The organism is Pantoea sp. NPDC088449, assembly GCF_044753225.1.
GTDB lineage: Bacteria > Pseudomonadota > Gammaproteobacteria > Enterobacterales > Enterobacteriaceae > Pantoea > Pantoea floridensis.
In genome coordinates this window covers 910,945-928,304 of record NZ_JBIVMT010000001.1, presented here as the reverse complement: position 1 = coordinate 928,304, position 17,360 = coordinate 910,945, and the positions used below count along the sequence as shown (strand labels likewise).

At 53.3% G+C, this 17,360-nt stretch carries 12 protein-coding genes and 1 other RNA gene; 5 read left to right on the top strand and 8 right to left on the bottom strand.

Annotation, left to right across the window (positions count from 1 at the left end; genetic code table 11):
- Positions 1–3: 3 nt before the first annotated feature.
- Genes sufS through sufA form a run of 5 tightly spaced genes read right to left on the bottom strand, consistent with a single transcriptional unit; the run spans position 4 to position 5,132 of the window.
- The gene (gene sufS, locus ACIP6T_RS04435) at positions 4–1,227 is read right to left on the bottom strand and encodes a cysteine desulfurase SufS (RefSeq protein WP_345826818.1); all 1,224 of its coding nucleotides are present in this window, start codon (positions 1,225–1,227) and stop codon (positions 4–6) included.
- Positions 1,224–2,501: a Fe-S cluster assembly protein SufD gene (gene sufD / locus ACIP6T_RS04430; protein WP_097094105.1), complete on the bottom strand. Its 1,278-nt coding sequence runs from the start codon at positions 2,499–2,501 to the stop codon at positions 1,224–1,226. The genes sufS and sufD overlap by 4 nt, the downstream gene beginning before the upstream one ends.
- On the bottom strand, positions 2,476–3,222 hold the full coding sequence (gene sufC, locus ACIP6T_RS04425; protein ID WP_008102973.1) for a Fe-S cluster assembly ATPase SufC: 747 nt from the start codon (positions 3,220–3,222) through the stop codon (positions 2,476–2,478). Before sufC ends, sufD begins: the two co-directional genes overlap by 26 nt.
- 34 nt (positions 3,223–3,256) lie before the next feature.
- Positions 3,257–4,750, bottom strand: a complete 1,494-nt coding sequence (gene sufB, locus ACIP6T_RS04420; RefSeq protein WP_097094106.1) for a Fe-S cluster assembly protein SufB — start codon at positions 4,748–4,750, stop codon at positions 3,257–3,259.
- A gap of 7 nt (positions 4,751–4,757) precedes the next feature.
- The gene (gene sufA, locus ACIP6T_RS04415) at positions 4,758–5,132 is read right to left on the bottom strand and encodes a Fe-S cluster assembly scaffold SufA (protein ID WP_097094107.1); all 375 of its coding nucleotides are present in this window, start codon (positions 5,130–5,132) and stop codon (positions 4,758–4,760) included.
- 388 nt (positions 5,133–5,520) lie between these two features.
- Between sufA and ACIP6T_RS04410 the strand changes: the two genes are divergently transcribed.
- Entirely contained in the window at positions 5,521–5,925 is a 405-nt protein-coding gene (locus tag ACIP6T_RS04410) for a hypothetical protein (RefSeq protein WP_345826819.1), read from the top strand.
- Between the two features lie 30 nt (positions 5,926–5,955).
- Here the strand turns inward: ACIP6T_RS04410 and ACIP6T_RS04405 are convergent, their stop codons facing one another.
- The gene (locus ACIP6T_RS04405) at positions 5,956–9,009 is read right to left on the bottom strand and encodes an FAD-binding and (Fe-S)-binding domain-containing protein (RefSeq protein ID WP_400455560.1); all 3,054 of its coding nucleotides are present in this window, start codon (positions 9,007–9,009) and stop codon (positions 5,956–5,958) included.
- 205 nt (positions 9,010–9,214) lie between these two features.
- Here ACIP6T_RS04405 and ydiK point away from each other — a divergent pair, with 205 nt between their 5' ends.
- Positions 9,215–10,327 (top strand): AI-2E family transporter YdiK, encoded by a 1,113-nt coding sequence (ydiK, locus tag ACIP6T_RS04400; RefSeq protein ID WP_097094110.1) that lies wholly within the window; start codon positions 9,215–9,217, stop codon positions 10,325–10,327.
- 369 nt (positions 10,328–10,696) lie between these two features.
- Positions 10,697–10,804, top strand: an RNA gene (gene rprA, locus ACIP6T_RS04395) — antisense sRNA RprA.
- Positions 10,805–10,903: 99 nt separating this feature from the next.
- Here rprA and ppsA read toward each other — a convergent pair.
- Positions 10,904–13,291 (bottom strand): phosphoenolpyruvate synthase, encoded by a 2,388-nt coding sequence (gene ppsA / locus ACIP6T_RS04390; protein WP_097094111.1) that lies wholly within the window; start codon positions 13,289–13,291, stop codon positions 10,904–10,906.
- Between the two features lie 450 nt (positions 13,292–13,741).
- Between ppsA and ACIP6T_RS04385 the strand changes: the two genes are divergently transcribed.
- Together ACIP6T_RS04385 and ACIP6T_RS04380 are read left to right on the top strand one after the other, a co-directional pair.
- On the top strand, positions 13,742–14,569 hold the full coding sequence (locus tag ACIP6T_RS04385) for a pyruvate, water dikinase regulatory protein (RefSeq protein WP_097094112.1): 828 nt from the start codon (positions 13,742–13,744) through the stop codon (positions 14,567–14,569).
- 288 nt (positions 14,570–14,857) lie between these two features.
- Complete coding sequence (locus ACIP6T_RS04380) at positions 14,858–15,907, top strand: 3-deoxy-7-phosphoheptulonate synthase (protein WP_400455556.1); 1,050 nt, start codon at positions 14,858–14,860, stop codon at positions 15,905–15,907.
- A gap of 3 nt (positions 15,908–15,910) precedes the next feature.
- Here ACIP6T_RS04380 and ACIP6T_RS04375 read toward each other — a convergent pair whose 3' ends face one another.
- A complete protein-coding gene (locus ACIP6T_RS04375) occupies positions 15,911–17,350 on the bottom strand; it encodes a YdiU family protein (protein ID WP_400455554.1) in 1,440 nt (479 codons plus the stop codon).
- Positions 17,351–17,360: the final 10 nt, after the last annotated feature.

Below are 17,360 nucleotides of genomic sequence, written 5' to 3'. Positions count from 1 at the left end.
TGCTCAACCACCCAGCAGACGATGAATACGGGTTAAACCTGCGGCCAGACGATCGGCTTCCTCTTCGGTATTGTACAACGCGAAGGAGGCACGACACATTGCCGGCACCGCATAATGACGCATCAGCGGCATCGCGCAGTGATGGCCAGTGCGGATCGCAATACCGTATTGATCAAGGAAGCTGCCAACGTCAAACGCATGATGCTTGCCGAGGTTAAAGGCAATCACACCGCTGCGGCTTTCCGGACCATAAATAATCAGATCCGGTACCGACGCCAGCTTATCCAACGCATAGCGCATGAGCATTGATTCGCGCTGGTGAATCACATCAAGGCCCAGCTCGGTGATCCAGGTTAACGCTGCACCAAGACCGATGATGCCGCCGGTATTGGGCGTACCCGCTTCAAAACGCCACGGCGCAGTATTCCAGGTGGTGCCCGTTGGCAACACAACCTCAGAAATCATCGAACCGCCGCCTTCCCACGGTGGCATGATCTCTTGCAACGCTTTACGCGCGTACAACACACCAATGCCAGTCGGACCATAAATTTTATGGCCTGAGAACGCGTAGAAATCGCAGTCAATATCCTGCACATCCACCGTGTGATGCATCACCGCCTGCGCGCCGTCCACCAGGGTGACTACGCCGGCCGCTTTGGCCTGCGCGACGAGGGCTTTCACCGGGTTAACCGTGCCGAGCACGTTAGAAACGTGAGTCACCGCCAACAAACGGGTACGGCTGTCGATCAAGCCGCTCAGCTGCTCCAGCGCCAGTTCACCCTGCGCATTAAGCGGCAGTACGCGAATCTCTGCGCCGGTGCGCTGTGCCACCATCTGCCACGGCACGATGTTCGCATGATGCTCCATCTCGGTAACGATGATGTTATCGCCCGGCTGCAGCTGACTGCCACCCCAGCTGTTCGCCACCAGATTGATGGCTTCAGTGGTGCCTTTGACGAAGATGATCTCTTCGGGCGTAGCAGCATTGAGGAAACGCGCCGCCTGATGACGTACGTTCTCCATGTCGGTAGTCGCCTGCGCGCTCAGCGAATGGATACCGCGGTGCACGGCTGCATAGCCGTGCTGATAGAAATAGCTTTCCGCATTGATGACCGCGAGCGGGCGCTGTGCGCTGGCCGCGCTATCAAGGTAGGCCAGCGGATGTCCGTTGACCTCACGTTTCAGAATCGGAAATTCCGCTCTGATGCGTTCGAGATCGAAACTCATGACTCAACTCCCGGGATACGCGCGGCAATGCGCTGCAGCACCACCTGACGCAGTACCGGATTCTCCAGCGTTTCGGTGAGTTCAGCGGCAAAAGCATGAATGATCATACGCTGGGCGGCGGTCTCATCGATGCCGCGCGAGCGCAGATAGAACATCTGCTCTTCATCAATACGACCAATGGTCGCACCGTGGCTGCACTTCACGTCATCAGCGTAGATTTCCAGCTGCGGCTTGGTGTCCACTTCCGCCAAACGGCCCAGCAACAGGTTATTGTTGGTCATTTGGCCGTCGGTTTTCAGCGCGTGAGGTGCCACTTTAATCATACCGTTAAACACCGCACGCCCTTTGTCGCGCGCGATAACTTTGTGCATCTGACGGCTAATGCAGTGGCCTTTATTGTGCTCGAGGTAGCTGCGGGTATCGCACACTTCCTGATTCACCGGCAATGACAAGCTATTAATCGCCAGATTGGTATTTTCGCCATTCAGCTGCGCACTGGTGTTGTGGCGCGATAAGCCGGCCCCCAGCAGGAAGCTGGTGGTTGACACATTCGCATCACGGCCCATCACCACGTCATTGTGCGCGAAGTGATAAGCCTTCTCGCTCTCGAATGACAGTTTGATGTGCTGCAGTTTAGCGTTATCGGCCACGTCGAAGGTAAAACGTGCGCCGGTAAAATGCGCCACATCATTCAGAGTGACGTAGTGTTCAATCACTTCCGCTTCTGCGCTGGCTTCCAGCTGCAGATGGTGACGATGATGCACGGTAGTGGTGCCTGCATCCTGACCGCTGGTAATGTGCAGCAGATAAAGCGGTTTGGCCGCTGATTTGCCACGCGCCAGACGAATCGTCGTGGCCTCTTCTGCCAGGCTTTCGGTCAGATGCAGGAACACTTCCGGCTGAATAGGTGCCGGTAACGGACGACGATCGGAGGCTTGCGCATGTTGAATCTCAAACAGGCCAGTATCGCGACTGCTTAACTCGGCATGGAAACGGCCATCAACAAACACCAGACGCACCGCATCAATTGGCAATGCCAGCGCATCAACTTGTTCCGCGCTCACGTCCTGCGGCTGAGGCAGCACAAACTGCTGCGCCAGCAGACCATCAAGCGGCGTGTACTTCCAGTTCTCATGCTTACGCGTCGGCAGGCCGACACGCATCAGTTGCTGCCAGTGCTGCTGTGCCTGCAGTGAACGGACTTCACCGCGCGATTCAAACAGATGATGCCACTGCTGCAGAGCGTTATCACTCTTGGTCGGTAAGCCAGCCATAGCCTTGCTCCTCCAACTGTTTAACCAGTGAGAAATCGCCAGACTTAACGATTTTACCCTGATACAGCACGTGTACATGATCTGGCTTGATGTAATCCAGGATGCGCTGGTAATGCGTAACGATGATGAAAGAGCGCTTACCGTCGCGCAGGCTGTTCACGCCTTCTGCCACGATTTTCAGCGCATCGATATCCAGACCGGAGTCGGTTTCATCAAGGATGCACAGCTCAGGTTCCAGTGCCGCCATCTGCAGGATGTCATTACGCTTCTTCTCACCACCGGAGAAGCCGACGTTTACTGAACGGGTCAGCAGATCTTCCGGCATCTTCAGCAGCTGGATTTTATCTTCGATAAAGTCCTGGAAGTCGAAACGATCCAGCGGCTCCTGTTCACGGTATTTACGCACCGCATTGACGGAAGTCTGTAGGAAGAACTGGTTGCTGACGCCCGGGATTTCTACCGGATACTGAAACGCCATGAAGATGCCTTCACCGGCACGCTCTTCGGGCTCCAGCTCCAGCAGATCTTTGCCCTTAAAGGTGACCGAACCGCCAGTGACTTCGTAATCTTCACGGCCAGCCAGCGTTGCTGACAGCGTACTTTTACCGGAACCGTTCGGTCCCATGATGGCATGGACTTCACCCGGCTTAACTTCAAGGTTCAGACCGCGCAAAATCTCTTTGTCTTCAACGCTAACCTGCAAATCTTTAATGCTTAACATACTCTTTCCTTCACATTGCTTCCGGCAACGGGCATCAGCCCACACTGTGCTCAAGGCTGATAGCTAACAATTTTTGCGCTTCCACGGCGAATTCCAGTGGCAGCTCGGAGAAAACGTCTTTACAGAAGCCGTTAACGATCATTGAAATCGCATCTTCTTCGCTGATGCCACGCTGCAAGCAGTAGAACATCTGATCTTCACCGATGCGCGAAGTGGTCGCCTCGTGCTCCAGATGTGCCGTGTTGTTGCGCGTTTCCACGTACGGGAAAGTGTGCGCGCCGCACTCAGCACCAATCAGCATCGAATCACACTGGGTGAAGTTACGCGCGTTGGTGGCGGTTGGCATGATTTTCACCAGGCCGCGATAGGTGTTCTGGCTCTTACCGGCAGAAATCCCTTTTGAAATGATGGTCGACTTGGTGTTTTTACCAATGTGAATCATCTTGGTGCCGGTATCCGCCTGCTGGCGACCGGCGGTCAGGGCAACGGAATAGAACTCACCAATCGAGTAATCACCGCGCAGGATGCAGCTAGGATATTTCCAGGTGATCGCTGAACCCGTTTCGGACTGCGTCCAGGACATCTTACTGTGATCGCCTTCGCACAGCGCACGTTTGGTCACGAAGTTGAGGATACCGCCCTCGCCTTCACCGCCCGGGAACCAGTTCTGTACGGTGGAATATTTCACTTCGGCATTTTTGTGGATAATCACTTCAACCACAGCGGCATGCAGCTGATAGGTGTCACGCACCGGTGCCGAGCAACCTTCGATATAACTCACGTAGCTGTCTTCGTCGGCCACCAAAATGGTGCGTTCGAACTGACCGGTTTTTGCCGCATTGATGCGGAAATAGGTCGACAGCTCCATCGGACAACGTACGCCTTTCGGGATGTAAACGAAGGTACCGTCGGAGGCCACAGCGGAGTTCAGCGCAGCAAAGAAGTTATCGTTTGGCGGCACGACCGTGCCAAGATACTTCTGTACCAGCTCAGGATGATCGTGAATCGCTTCGCCGAAGGAGCAGAAAATGATGCCCTGCTCGGCCAGCTTGTCGCGGTAAGTTGTTGAGACGGAAACGGAGTCGAAAATAGCGTCGACCGCGACTTCACGTCCTTCACGCACCGGAACACCTAACTGGTTGAACGCATCTTCCACTTCCTGAGTCAGATAATCGCTGGACGCGACGCTGCCGGAAGTTTGGGTAGCGCCGGGTTCAGACGCACAGCTGTCATCGCAGTTGCCGCAGGACGGCGCGGAGTAGTAGCTGTAATCCTGATAATCCAGTTTTTCGTAGTGCGCTTTCAGCCAGTGCGGCTCTTCCATCTGTTCCCAGGCGCGGAACGCCTTCAGACGAAATTCAAGCATCCATTCAGGTTCGTTACGTTTGGCCGAAATCGCGCGCACCACATCTTCATTGATGCCGTGGGCAAATTCATCGGTTTGTAACTGGGTAAAGAAGCCCTCTTTATAATTGAGCTTGCCTTCCCACATTTGTACATCGTCAGATGCTTCGCTGTGTCGTGACATATTTCACTTACTCGACGCCAAAGCTCTCACCGCACCCGCAGGCGTGTTGAGCTTTAGGGTTGTTGAATTTAAAAATCTGGTTAAGACCTTCGCGGACATAATCCAGCTCGGTACCGTCAACAAACGGCATCGCCTGAAGCGGCACAAACAGTTTTGCGCCAAACTGCTCAAACTGCAGGTCGTCATCGGCAGGCTCTTTCACCAGGTCCATAACGTACCCAAAACCGGCACAGCCGGACGTTTTCACACCCAGTTTCAAACCCTTGACTTCAGGGTCTTGTTCTACCAGGTTAAGAATCTGTTTCGCTGCCGATTCGGTCAGCGTGAGCCCTTTCCAGACGAAATCTTCGGGTGAAAAAGAGTCGGCATTAACTGATGACATTGTGCTACCTCGTAAGTCTGGGCCTTTTCAGGCTATCCCCCTATGGTAGTGATATCAGATATCACTTCAACCTCTTGTTTTGCAGGGATAATCATCTCGTGCTATTTTTACTGCTGCTTTATTAAGCATAGTCGCTTCAAAGCAGATTGACGGCGGCCTTCCCGTGCGCACCACTGCAACGTAACCCCTTAAATTGGCGCAAAATTTTATAAATCAATTTTACGTTTCATTCATAATTGATAGGTTACGCCTTTCTAGTATGTAAAGAAATTGTTATTGCCGATTTTATTAACAGGCAGAGGGAATCAATAAAATTCACGGCGGGAATTGCATTCCTGACACGGTTGAATATGATAATGATTATCATTAACCTATTTAAGGTGGCGATATGACGCTTACCGTCTCAGCCTGGTTACAACATAAAATCGACGACTATAAGTTTGCGGTGCGCGATATCACCGTGGACTTCTATATGGCTCAGGCAAAGCTCAACCGTACCGATTGCACCCTCGAACAACTGCGCCGTTTCAACGACACCTGTCTCGACATGGCAGAAATCTGTGAGATAAATGGTGACGACCACAGTTTTTTGCACGCCATGGGTAAGCTCCATCACCGCTTAGTCCAGGAGATGGGCAATGCCGATCGTGACCGTTTATTTCGCATTCAGGCCTATCAACTGGCGCGCCTGTCATTAACACGTTTGTGTCATCAACTGGCGCTCAGCGGCGAGTGGGATCAAGCTACCCGCCTGCAGAGTGATTTCGTCCGTCACGCAGGCTGGATATTCTAATCCAGCTTTGTGACGACTCCTACAATTTGTTTACATCATTTCCAGTAATGCTTGCAACGGATGACGCATCCCGTTGCCTTCCGCGCGCTTCACCTGACTGCGACAGGAGAAGCCGGTAGCCAGGCAGCGTTGACGTGGCAGCTTTTGCAGCTGTGGATGCCATGACAGCTCGTAAATCCCCAGCGAATTCTCCAGATTTTTACTTTCATGGCCGTAAGTACCTGCCATGCCACAACAGCCCACGTTGACGTTCTCCAGCTTTGCGCCAAAGCGAGCAAAAATGCCCTGCCACTGATTCGGCGTGGAGGGCAGTGCCGTTACCTCGGTGCAGTGCGCGAACAGATACCAAGCCTCGCCGCTGGCAGTTTGCACCGCACGCTCAGCCAGCGCCGTGTGCAGCCATTCGTGCACCAGCTGCACGTTAAACTCACCGCGCTGCTCGCCCAGCACCTGATTGTACTCATCGCGATAACAAAGCACCGTTGCCGGATCGACGCCCACCATTGGCACGCCAAGTTTCGCCACGCGATTGAGGAAATCCGCAGTTTTACTGGCGGTACGCGCAAAGCGCTGCAGGAAGCCTTTTACATGCTGCGCTTTGCCATTGGGAGAGAACGGCAGTAGCACCGGGCGATAACCGAGCTTTTCGATCAGCTTGACGAAATCGGTCACCAGCTGCGCTTCGTAATAGCTGGTAAAGGGATCCTGCACCACCAGCACACAGTTTTCACGTTGTGTGGTCTCCATTGCCTCTAGCTGCTCCAGCGTGAGGTTCATCGCCGGATGACCGCTCAACTGTTGCTTGAGGCTCGGTGATGACAGCAGCGGCAAATCCACCATACCAATGTGCGTTTTACTGAGATCGCGCATCCACGGCTGTTTCAGGAAGAAGTTGAACACCTTAGGGGCTTTCGCCATCAACGGCGCATAACTCTCAACGGTTGCCACCAGATGATCGCTCACTGGACGCAAATAGCGGGTGTGATAAAGCTGCAAAAAGCGCGAACGGAAATTCGGCACATCAATCTTGATTGGGCACTGCGTCGAACAGGCTTTACAGGCCAGACAGCCCGACATCGCCTCTTTTACCTCATGGGAAAAGTCATATTCCCCTTTCTTCGCGTGCCAAGAATTACGCGTGCGTTGAATCAAGGTGCGCAGGCTGGCACCCTGTTTGGGCAAAGCATGTTCCAGTTGCAGAGGATCAACCCCCTGCTCAGAGAGCAAACGTAACCATTCACGCGTTAACGTGGCGCGGCCTTTCGGCGAATGAATGCGATTACGAGTAATTTTCATCGACGGGCACATCGGGCTGTTCACGTCAAAATTGAAGCACAAACCGTTGCCGTTACACTCCATCGCACCGCGCCACTCATTGCGCACCGTGACGGGAATCTGACGATCGTAGGTACCGCGTTTCACCGCATCCACCTGCATCATTGGTTCGTTGCTCTTCAGCGGTGTGCAGATCTTGCCAGGATTGAGGCGGTTGTCGGGATCGAACGCCGCTTTAATACGACGTAGCTCATTGAACAGCGTTTCACCGAAGAATGCCGGGCTGTACTGTGCGCGGAAACCTTTGCCGTGCTCGCCCCACAATAAACCGCCGTAGCGGGCGGTTAGCGCGACCACTTCATCGGAGATCTGCTTCATCAACAGCTCCTGCTGCGGATCGCACATATCCAGCGCCGGACGCACGTGCAACACGCCCGCATCCACGTGGCCAAACATGCCGTAACTCAGGCCGTGGCTGTCGAGCAGCGCGCGAAACTCAACGATGTAATCGGCCAGCTGTTCTGGCGGTACCGCCGTATCTTCAACAAACGGTATCGGCTTAGCGCGCCCTTTGGCGTTACCTAGTAGGCCCACCGCTTTTTTGCGCATGTTATAGATGCGCTCAATGCCGGCCACATCGTTACACAGCTGATAACCAATGACGCCGCCGGATTGCTGCAGCATTAATGCATCCAGACGCAGGCACAGCGTTGCAATTTGCTGCTCGATCAGTTCGGCATCATCACCGGCAAACTCCACGATGTTCAGGCCCAGCATCTCTTTGTCTGGCACATCGGTAATCAATTCATGCACCGAGTGCCAGACGATATCTTCACGCGCCAGGTTCAATACTTTCGAGTCAACCGTTTCCACCGACAGCGCTTTGGCTTCCACCATAAAAGGTGCATTGCGTAACGCCGAGTCGAACGAATCATATTTGATATTCACCAAACGACGCACTTTGGGAATGGGCGTGATATCAAGACGCGCTTCAGTGATAAAGGCCAGCGTACCTTCCGCACCGCATAACAGGCGCGTGAGATCGAAGGTTTGCAGATCATCGCTGAACACATGCCGCAGATCGTAACCGGTCAGAAAGCGGTTCAGCTTAGGGAATTTTTCCAGAATCAAACTGCGCTGTTCACGGCAGCGCGTTAATACCTGCTGATAGATGCGCCCTTCAGCGGTTGGCGTGCTCGCCAGCTGTTCTGCCAGTTCGGTTGGCATCGCGCGCGTATCGAGGATATCGCCGCCTAACAGCACCGCGCGCAGCCCTTCGACGTGATCGGAGGTTTTGCCATACACCAGCGAACCTTGCCCGGAGGCGTCAGTATTGATCATGCCACCCAAGGTGGCGCGGTTACTGGTAGAGAGTTCCGGCGAGAAGAAGAAGCCGTAAGGTTTTAGCCACGCATTAAGTTGGTCCTTCACCACGCCCGCTTCAACCCGCACCCAACCCTGTTCGGTGTTGATTTCGAGGATGCGGTTCATGTAGCGCGACATATCAACCACGATGCCCTGATTAAGCGATTGCCCGTTAGTACCGGTGCCACCACCACGCGGGGTGAAGACCAGGCTATTAAAGCGCGCTTCTGCGGCCAGACGCGCAATTAGCGCCACATCAGCCGTCGATCGCGGAAACAGCGCCGCATCAGGCAGCAGTTGATAAATACTGTTATCGGTGGATAGCGACAGGCGATCGGCATAGCTGGTGGCCGTATCGCCAGTGAACCCTTGCTCTTTTAAGGACTGCAGGAATGTCAGCACCAGTTGAACGAGGCCCGGTGCCTGAGAAATCTGTGGGATCATTATTGAGTGACCGAGATGTTGTAAACGTTTGCGTCGTGATTTTTTTCAGCCCTTGGTTTTATCATACTTTTTTGCCGCACGCTGTTTTTTCAGGAAAGCGCATGGCCGCCGCTGCTATTCCTGTTTAATTTCCCGGAAATAGATCATCATTAATTAGGGCCGTTCAGCCCCACTCTGAAGGATTCAATCGAGGTTAAATGTTGTGATGAAAAGCCTGCAACGCGGTATGGATTTACCGCAAATGCTGTTCTCGTTGATGTTCATTCTGATCATGATCGTCGCCTGTCTGTGGGTGGTTCAGCCGTTTATTCTGGGCTTCGCCTGGGCCAGCATGGTGGTGATCGCTACCTGGCCATTGATGATCCGCCTGCAACAACTGATGTGGGGAAGACGCTCGCTGGCGGTTATTGCCATGACGCTACTGCTCTTGCTGTTGTTCATTATTCCTATCGCCCTGCTGGTAAGCAGCTTAATTGATAACAGCGCGCCGGTGATCGCCTGGGCAACGCAACGCCATTTGGTGATGCCCGATTTTGCCTGGCTACGTGACATTCCTTATGGTGGCAACAAGCTTTATTCGAGCTATCACAAATTAGTGGATGGCGGAGGATCGGCGATGTTGAGCCAGGTACAACCTTATATAGGTCGTACTACCGGCTTCTTTGTGGCGCAGGCCGGACACTTTGGCCGCTTCATGATGCATCTCGTCGTGATGTTGCTGTTCAGCGTGCTGCTGTATTGGCGCGGGGAGCAAGTTGGGCAAGGCATCCGACATTTTGCTTACCGTATGAGTGGTCGCCGCGGTGATGCCGCCGTGCTGCTGGCAGGTCAGGCGATTCGTGCCGTGGCGCTTGGCGTGGTGGTCACGGCGCTGGTACAGGGCGTGCTCGGCGGCATTGGCCTGGCCATTTCCGGTATCCCCTATGCCACATTATTAACCGTGCTGATGATTCTGACTTGCCTGGTGCAACTCGGCCCGCTGGTGGTGTTGGTCCCGGCCATTATCTGGCTGTACTGGAGCGGTGATACCACATGGGGCACCGTGCTATTAGTCTGGAGTTGCGTGGTAGGCACATTGGATAGCGTGCTGCGGCCGGTACTGATTCGTATGGGCGCGGATTTGCCGATGATCCTGATTCTTTCCGGCGTCATTGGTGGCTTAATTGCCTTTGGCATGATTGGGCTGTTTATTGGCCCCGTGGTGCTGGCGGTCTCTTATCGCCTGGTAACGGTGTGGATGCATGAAGCACCCGAGCCGGATGATGATATGCAAACGGCTATCGAAGCGCTTGACGATCACGAAGAACACCCACATTAAGTTTTGTCGCGCACCGTTGTAGGGTCGCCGCGCATGAATGGCGACCCGCTTTACCCCCGCCCCGTAAGCATTACGCTCTGCAAAGCGACATTGCAATTTCTCCGCTTTAGATTGGCCTTACTTTAACCGGCCTAATGCCACTTCATCATCATCGGTCATTACCCCGCAGGAATTATTTTTTTTCATAAGCGATTTTTAAGAAAAAACGATGTTTTAGCGGCTTTAGCGGGGTTTGGCTAATGGAATGATTATTTTTCGGACTGAATCAAGGGGGTACACCGATGAAAATGACCATGAAAGATTATCAGCTTTAAACTAATAAGAGGATTCTTAAAGACGCCACAAGGCCTGATGAATAACATGTTTCCTATGTTTGAAATCAAGCTACTGATTTCTAAACAACCTTATTCCCCTGAGTAAAGTGAAGAATTGCTGTGTGTAGTCTTTGCCCATCCCCTGTGATGGGCTTTTTTTTGCCTGTTTTTCACGTAAAAAGATAAGGCCAGCAGCGCTGGCCTTAATGATTTCATCAAGAACACATTAGATTCACCTCTAACGTGTCTTTATTCCTCTTGATCAGTGTTTCGCGGCGTTCAGTTCTGCCAGACTCAGCCATGTCTCTACTACCGTGTCTGGATTGAGGGACAGGCTGTCAATGCCCTGCTCCATCAGCCACGCGGCAAAATCCTGATGATCAGATGGACCCTGACCACAGATCCCCACGTATTTACCTTGTTTCTTCGCGGCTTTAATGGACATGGAAAGCAATGCTTTGACGGCATCATTACGCTCGTCAAACAGCGCTGACACCACGCCGGAGTCGCGATCCAAACCCAGCGCCAGCTGCGTCATGTCGTTGGAACCAATCGAGAAGCCATCAAAGTGCTCGAGGAACTGCTCTGCCAGCAAGGCATTTGAAGGGATTTCACACATCATAATGACCTTCAAACCGTTTTCGCCGCGCTTCAGGCCATTTTTCGCCAGCTCCGCAACCACCGCTTCGGCCTGATCCACTGTACGCACGAAGGGGATCATGATTTCGACGTTGGTCAATCCCATTTCATTGCGCACACGTTTCACCGCCTCACACTCCAGCTTGAAGCAGTCGCGGAAGCTGTCAGCCACATAGCGGCCGGCGCCACGGAATCCCAGCATCGGGTTCTCTTCTTCCGGTTCATAACGCTCGCCGCCCACCAGGTTAGCGTATTCGTTAGTTTTGAAATCAGAGAGACGAACGATAACGCGCTTCGGCGCAAACGCCGCCCCCAGGGTGGCAATCCCTTCGGTCAGACGACCGATGTAGAACTCAATTGGGTCATCAAAACCTTTCATCATCTGGCGAATCTGCTGCTGCAGCTCAGGCGTTTGCTGATCGAACTCCAGCAGCGCTTTCGGATGCACGCCAATCATGCGGTTAATGATGAACTCCAGACGCGCCAGACCCACACCTTCGTTCGGCAAGCAGGCAAAGTCGAAGGCGCGATCGGGGTTACCGATGTTCATCATAATTTTCAGCGGCAGATCCGGCATGGTATCCACCTGCGAGCTGGTGACTTCAAAGTCCAGCAGTTCACCATACACATAACCGGTATCACCCTCGGCACAGGACACCGTCACCTTCTGGCCATCTTTCAGATGGTCGGTCGCATCACCACAACCCACTACGGCAGGGATGCCCAGCTCACGGGCGATAATGGCCGCATGACAGGTTCGTCCACCGCGATTGGTTACGATCGCTGAGGCTTTCTTCATGATCGGTTCCCAATCGGGATCGGTCATGTCAGTGACCAGCACATCGCCTTTTTCAATGCGGTGCATTTCACTAATGTCATGGATAACTTTAACTTCACCGGCACCAATGCGATGGCCTATGGCGCGTCCTTCTACTACGACCTTGCCCTTGCCTTGCAGCGTATAGCGCTCCATCACCTGGCCATTAGATCGCACTGTTTCCGGCCGCGCCTGCACAATAAACAGCTTACCGGTGTGGCCATCTTTCGCCCACTCAATGTCCATTGGGCGCTTGTAGTGCTGTTCAATCAGCACCGCCTGACGCGCCAGCGCCTGCACTTCGTCATCGGTTAAACTGAAGCGGTCGCGCTGCTCTTGCTCGACGTCTTCAATGCGCACCTGCTCGCCATGTTCCTGTGAATCGGCGTAGACCATGCGCAGCTTTTTCGAGCCCATGGTACGGCGCACAATCGCTGGGCGATTGGCTGCCAGCGTCGGTTTATGCACGTAGAACTCATCCGGGTTGACAGCGCCTTGCACTACCATCTCACCCAAACCGAACGCCGAGGTGATAAACACCACCTGATCAAAGCCCGATTCAGTATCAATGGTAAACATCACGCCGGACGATGCGAGATCCGATCGTACCATCCGTTGAATACCTGCAGAGAGCGCGACGCCGCGATGGTCGTAGCCCTGATGCACACGGTAAGAGATGGCGCGATCGTTAAATAAGGAAGCAAATACGTGCTTAACCGCGATAATCACCGCGTCATAACCCTGCACGTTCAGGAAAGTCTCCTGCTGACCGGCAAACGAGGCATCGGGCATATCTTCGGCGGTGGCCGACGAACGCACAGCGAAGGAGGCTTCGGCATCATCAGCAGAGAGTTGTTCGTAGGCACTGCGAATCGCCGCTTCCAGCTCAGGCTGGAATGGCGTGTCCACCACCCATTGACGAATCTGTTTACCCGCTTGCGCGAGCTCAGCAACATCATCAACATCCGTTTTATCCAGCAAATCATAAATGCGCTGGTTCAGTCCGCTTTGATCGAGAAACAGATTAAACGCGTAAGATGTGGTCGCATAACCGTTGGGAACGGAAACACCCAGCGACGACAAATTCGTAATCATTTCTCCGAGGGAAGCGTTCTTGCCTCCCACCCGATCAACATCATGCATGCCAAGCTGGTTGTACCAGAGCACTAGCGACTGTTGGTCTTGAATGGACATTGAGATTATCCTTTTAAATGATTGGTTCACACATGGAACATTTTGCTATTCGCAGAAACAGCTTGGCACAACCCATAAATAAAGACTAAGTGTTGAATCGTTAAAGCAGGAAAAGAGCGGCAAAATAGGATTAGTACCCAGAATTAATGATGTTGCGCAAACGGCCTATTTAATGCTAACAAACTGCTATATCGTTATTTTTCCCTTTTTCAGAGGGTTAGCGATTGGTTTACGTTGCGCAACGCCTGCAAACTTTATTTCATGCGCGAAAAAGAAAATGCGCGAAAATAACGCTTTTCAAAACAGCATTTCATCTAATATTGATTATCAACGTGCTCATTTTCGCCAACGAGCAGTAAACAGTATGGATATTTCATTTCTTATCACTTTAAAATGAAATAGTAAGGTTGATGATATCTGTCATTTATAGACATGAGGGTTAAGCAGACTATGAGCACTGAACGTAGCGTCTTCTACATTTCTGATGGTACCGCCATCACTGCCGAAGTGCTGGGGCACGCGGTGCTTTCACAGTTCCCGGTTATCACCAACAGCGTCACGCTACCCTTTGTGGAGAATGTTCAGCGTGCACAAGCTGTGAAAGCGCAGATTAATGCACTCTATCAGCAGAGCGGCGTGCGGCCGCTGGTATTCTTTTCGATTGTCACGCCCGATGTGCGTGAAATTATCCTGGAGAGCGAAGGCTTTTGTCAGGATATCGTGCAAGCGTTGGTGGCACCGTTACAAAGCGAATTAGGTGTGGCTTCGATGCCGGTGGCGCACCGTACGCATGGTTTGACTGCCAGTAACCTTGGCAAATATGACGCGCGCATCGCGGCAATCGACTATACCCTCGCGCATGACGATGGCATTTCCCTGCGCGGCCTTGAAGATGCACAGGTAATTTTGCTTGGCGTGTCGCGCTGCGGTAAAACGCCCACCAGCTTGTACCTGGCGATGCAGTTTGGCGTGCGGGCCGCTAACTATCCGTTTATCGCCGATGATATGGACAATTTGAAGCTGCCGCCGGCGCTGCGTGCGCATCAGCATAAGTTGTTTGGATTAACTATCGATCCGGAACGTCTGGAAGCAATTCGTCAGGAGCGTGCGGAAAATACTCGTTACGCTTCGCTGCGCCAATGTCGTCTGGAAGTGGGAGAAGTAGAAGCGCTCTTCCGCACCAACCAAATTCGTTACCTCAACAGTACCAACTATTCGGTGGAAGAGATTGCCACCAAAATCCTCGATATCATGGGCCTGAGTCGTAGCATGTATTAACTGCCTTCTGTAGGGTCGCCATTTATGGCGTAATGCCGCTCACTCAAGCAAATCATTGCCTGATTATGCAGGTGCGCATGAATGCGCACCCTACAAAAACCCAGCTCTGTAAACGTAGGGTCGCCATTTATGGTGACCTCATCGGTAATACGATCGTAAAGCCTGGCTTCCGTCTTGTTTTAAGACCTTTGTTTTTAGCAGGTTGAATTCGCAGGCTAATGGTTTATTGTGATCACCATCACTTCCCGGTATTTCACCGCTGCGAAGAACCATTTTTTGAGAATCCGAATGAACAAGACTGATGAACTGCGCACTGCGCGCATCGGCAGCCTGCTGACTCCAGCTGCGCTCGCGCATGAACATCCTATTTCGGCGGAAATCGCCGCCAACGTTACCGCGGCCCGTCAACGTATTGCACGTATTCTGACCGGCGAAGATCCGCGTTTGCTGGTCATTATTGGCCCCTGCTCGCTACACGATCCTAAAGCAGCGATTGAATACGCTAAACGTCTGAATGAACTGCGTGAACGTCATCAGGATCGGCTGGAGATCGTGATGCGCGCCTACTTCGAAAAACCGCGTACCGTGATTGGCTGGAAAGGTCTTATTTCCGATCCCGATCTGGATGGCAGCTACGATGTGAATCGCGGTATCGCTATCGCACGTAAACTGCTGTTGGACATCAACGCGCTGGGCATGCCGACCGCCACCGAATTCCTAGATATGGTGATCGGCCAGTTTATTGCCGACCTGATTAGCTGGGGCGCCATTGGTGCTCGCACCACTGAAAGCCAGATACACCGTGAGATGGCTTCAGCGCTCTCTTGCCCGGTGGGATTCAAAAACGGCACCGATGGTAACGTGCAAATCGCGGTTGATGCGATCCGCGCCGCGCGCGCCAGTCATATGTTCCTGTCGCCGGATAAAAACGGTCAGATGACCATTTATCAAACCAGCGGCAATCCACATGGTCATGTCATTCTGCGCGGCGGTCGTCAGCCAAACTATCACGCTGAAGACGTGGCGGCGGCGGCGGCCAACCTGCGCGATTTCAATCTGCCAGAACAGCTGGTGATCGACTTCAGCCATGGCAACTGCCTGAAACAGCATCGTCGCCAACGTGATGTCGCCGATGATGTGGCGGCGCAAATCCGCGCCGGTTCGCGAGCGGTCGCGGGCGTGATGATTGAGAGTTTCCTGCAGGAAGGGAATCAGAAAGTGGTCAGCGGCGAAACGCTGATCTATGGTCAGTCAATCACCGATCCGTGTCTCGGCTGGGAAGAGAGCGCTGAGGTGCTGGAAAAACTGGCTGCCGCAGTCGACAGCCGCTTTAATTAACGCCTAGCTCGAACAACTTACCTCAAGCGTTTTGCCCCACTCAGGCGGCCGTTGGCGCAGCTCCGCGCTCACGGCCGCATCGCTATAGGGTTGTTGCAGTGCGTTATGCAGCTTTTCTAATGCGGCCGTTTCGCCTTTCTCTACCTCTTCAATCACCTGCTGCGCCAGATAATTGCGCAATACCAGCGCTGGATTGGCCGCCTTCATCACCGCCTGACGCTGCTCGTCGCTAGCCTGATCGCGTAACAAGCGCTGGCGGTAATCGCTATACCAGCCATCAAAAGCGGCGCGGTCGATAAACTCATCACGCAGCGGCGAGCGGGTTTCATCCTGCTGCGTCTCGCTAAGCATGCGCAAAGTCAGCGTGTAATCGCTGCGCTCTGCCGTCATCAGCGCCAGCAAGCCGGTCAGGATGGTGTTGTCATTACTTTCTGCGGTCAGCAAACCGAGTTTGGCACGCATCTTCTCACCCCAAACGCGCATCAACTCGCTTTCATAATGGCTTAGTGCCTGCTTGAGCTGCTCGGTGGTCATCAGGCCGGATAACGCGTGAGCCAGGCGATTCAGATTCCACAGACCAATCATTGGCTGATTTTCGAAGGCGTAGCGCCCCTGATAATCGCTGTGATTACAGATGTAACCGGGCTGATAGTCGTCAAGGAATCCATAAGGCCCATAATCCAGCGTCAAGCCAAGAATCGACATGTTATCGGTATTCATCACGCCATGCGCAAAGCCAACGCTTTGCCAAAGTGCTATTAATCCGGCCGTGCGTTTAACGATATCGGTAAACCACAGCAGGTAGCGATCGGCCTCATCCTGCAGGTGGGGCCAGTGATGGCGAATAGCGTAATCCGCCAGCATGCGTACCTTGTCCTGCTCGCCGCCGTAATAAAAGTGTTCAAAATGGCCGAAACGCAAATGGCTCTCGGCGATACGCATTAGCATCGCGCCGCGCTCCTGGGTTTCACGCAGTACGGGCTCATCACCAATCGCTAATGCCAGCGCACGCGTGGTAGGAATGCCAAGGTGGTGCAACGCCTCTGATGCGAGAAACTCGCGCACGCTGGAGCGGATGACGGCGCGTCCGTCACCCATACGCGAATAAGGCGTTAGCCCCGCACCTTTCAAGTGCCAATCAAGCTTGCGTCCATTCGCCAGCTGTTGCTCGCCGAGTAAGATACCGCGCCCATCACCCAACTGCCCGGCCCAGACGCCAAACTGATGGCCACTGTAGACCTGCGCCAGCGGCGACATACCCGGCAGCATTTCACGTCCTGACCACACGCCATGACCGCTGCCCTGAAACAGAGCATCATCTAACCCCATCTCCTTTGCCAGCGCAGCATTGTGGTAAAACAGTCGTCCTCCCGCCAGCGGCGTTGGGTCCAGTGCGGTGTAGAATCCAGTTAATTCTTGCTGCCAGCTATTAGTAAATTGCATCGATACTCCT

Excerpts from the sequence above, each read along its gene's own strand:
- sufS (WP_345826818.1), bottom strand. The coding sequence starts at position 1,227 with ATGAGTTTCGATCTCGAACGCATCAGAGCGGAATTTCCGATTCTGAAA.
- sufD (WP_097094105.1), bottom strand. The coding sequence starts at position 2,501 with ATGGCTGGCTTACCGACCAAGAGTGATAACGCTCTGCAGCAGTGGCAT.
- sufC (WP_008102973.1), bottom strand. The coding sequence starts at position 3,222 with ATGTTAAGCATTAAAGATTTGCAGGTTAGCGTTGAAGACAAAGAGATT.
- sufB (WP_097094106.1), bottom strand. The coding sequence starts at position 4,750 with ATGTCACGACACAGCGAAGCATCTGACGATGTACAAATGTGGGAAGGC.
- sufA (WP_097094107.1), bottom strand. The coding sequence starts at position 5,132 with ATGTCATCAGTTAATGCCGACTCTTTTTCACCCGAAGATTTCGTCTGG.
- ACIP6T_RS04410 (WP_345826819.1), top strand. The coding sequence starts at position 5,521 with ATGACGCTTACCGTCTCAGCCTGGTTACAACATAAAATCGACGACTAT.
- ACIP6T_RS04405 (WP_400455560.1), bottom strand. The coding sequence starts at position 9,009 with ATGATCCCACAGATTTCTCAGGCACCGGGCCTCGTTCAACTGGTGCTG.
- ydiK (WP_097094110.1), top strand. The coding sequence starts at position 9,215 with ATGAAAAGCCTGCAACGCGGTATGGATTTACCGCAAATGCTGTTCTCG.
- ppsA (WP_097094111.1), bottom strand. The coding sequence starts at position 13,291 with ATGTCCATTCAAGACCAACAGTCGCTAGTGCTCTGGTACAACCAGCTT.
- ACIP6T_RS04385 (WP_097094112.1), top strand. The coding sequence starts at position 13,742 with ATGAGCACTGAACGTAGCGTCTTCTACATTTCTGATGGTACCGCCATC.
- ACIP6T_RS04380 (WP_400455556.1), top strand. The coding sequence starts at position 14,858 with ATGAACAAGACTGATGAACTGCGCACTGCGCGCATCGGCAGCCTGCTG.
- ACIP6T_RS04375 (WP_400455554.1), bottom strand. The coding sequence starts at position 17,350 with ATGCAATTTACTAATAGCTGGCAGCAAGAATTAACTGGATTCTACACC.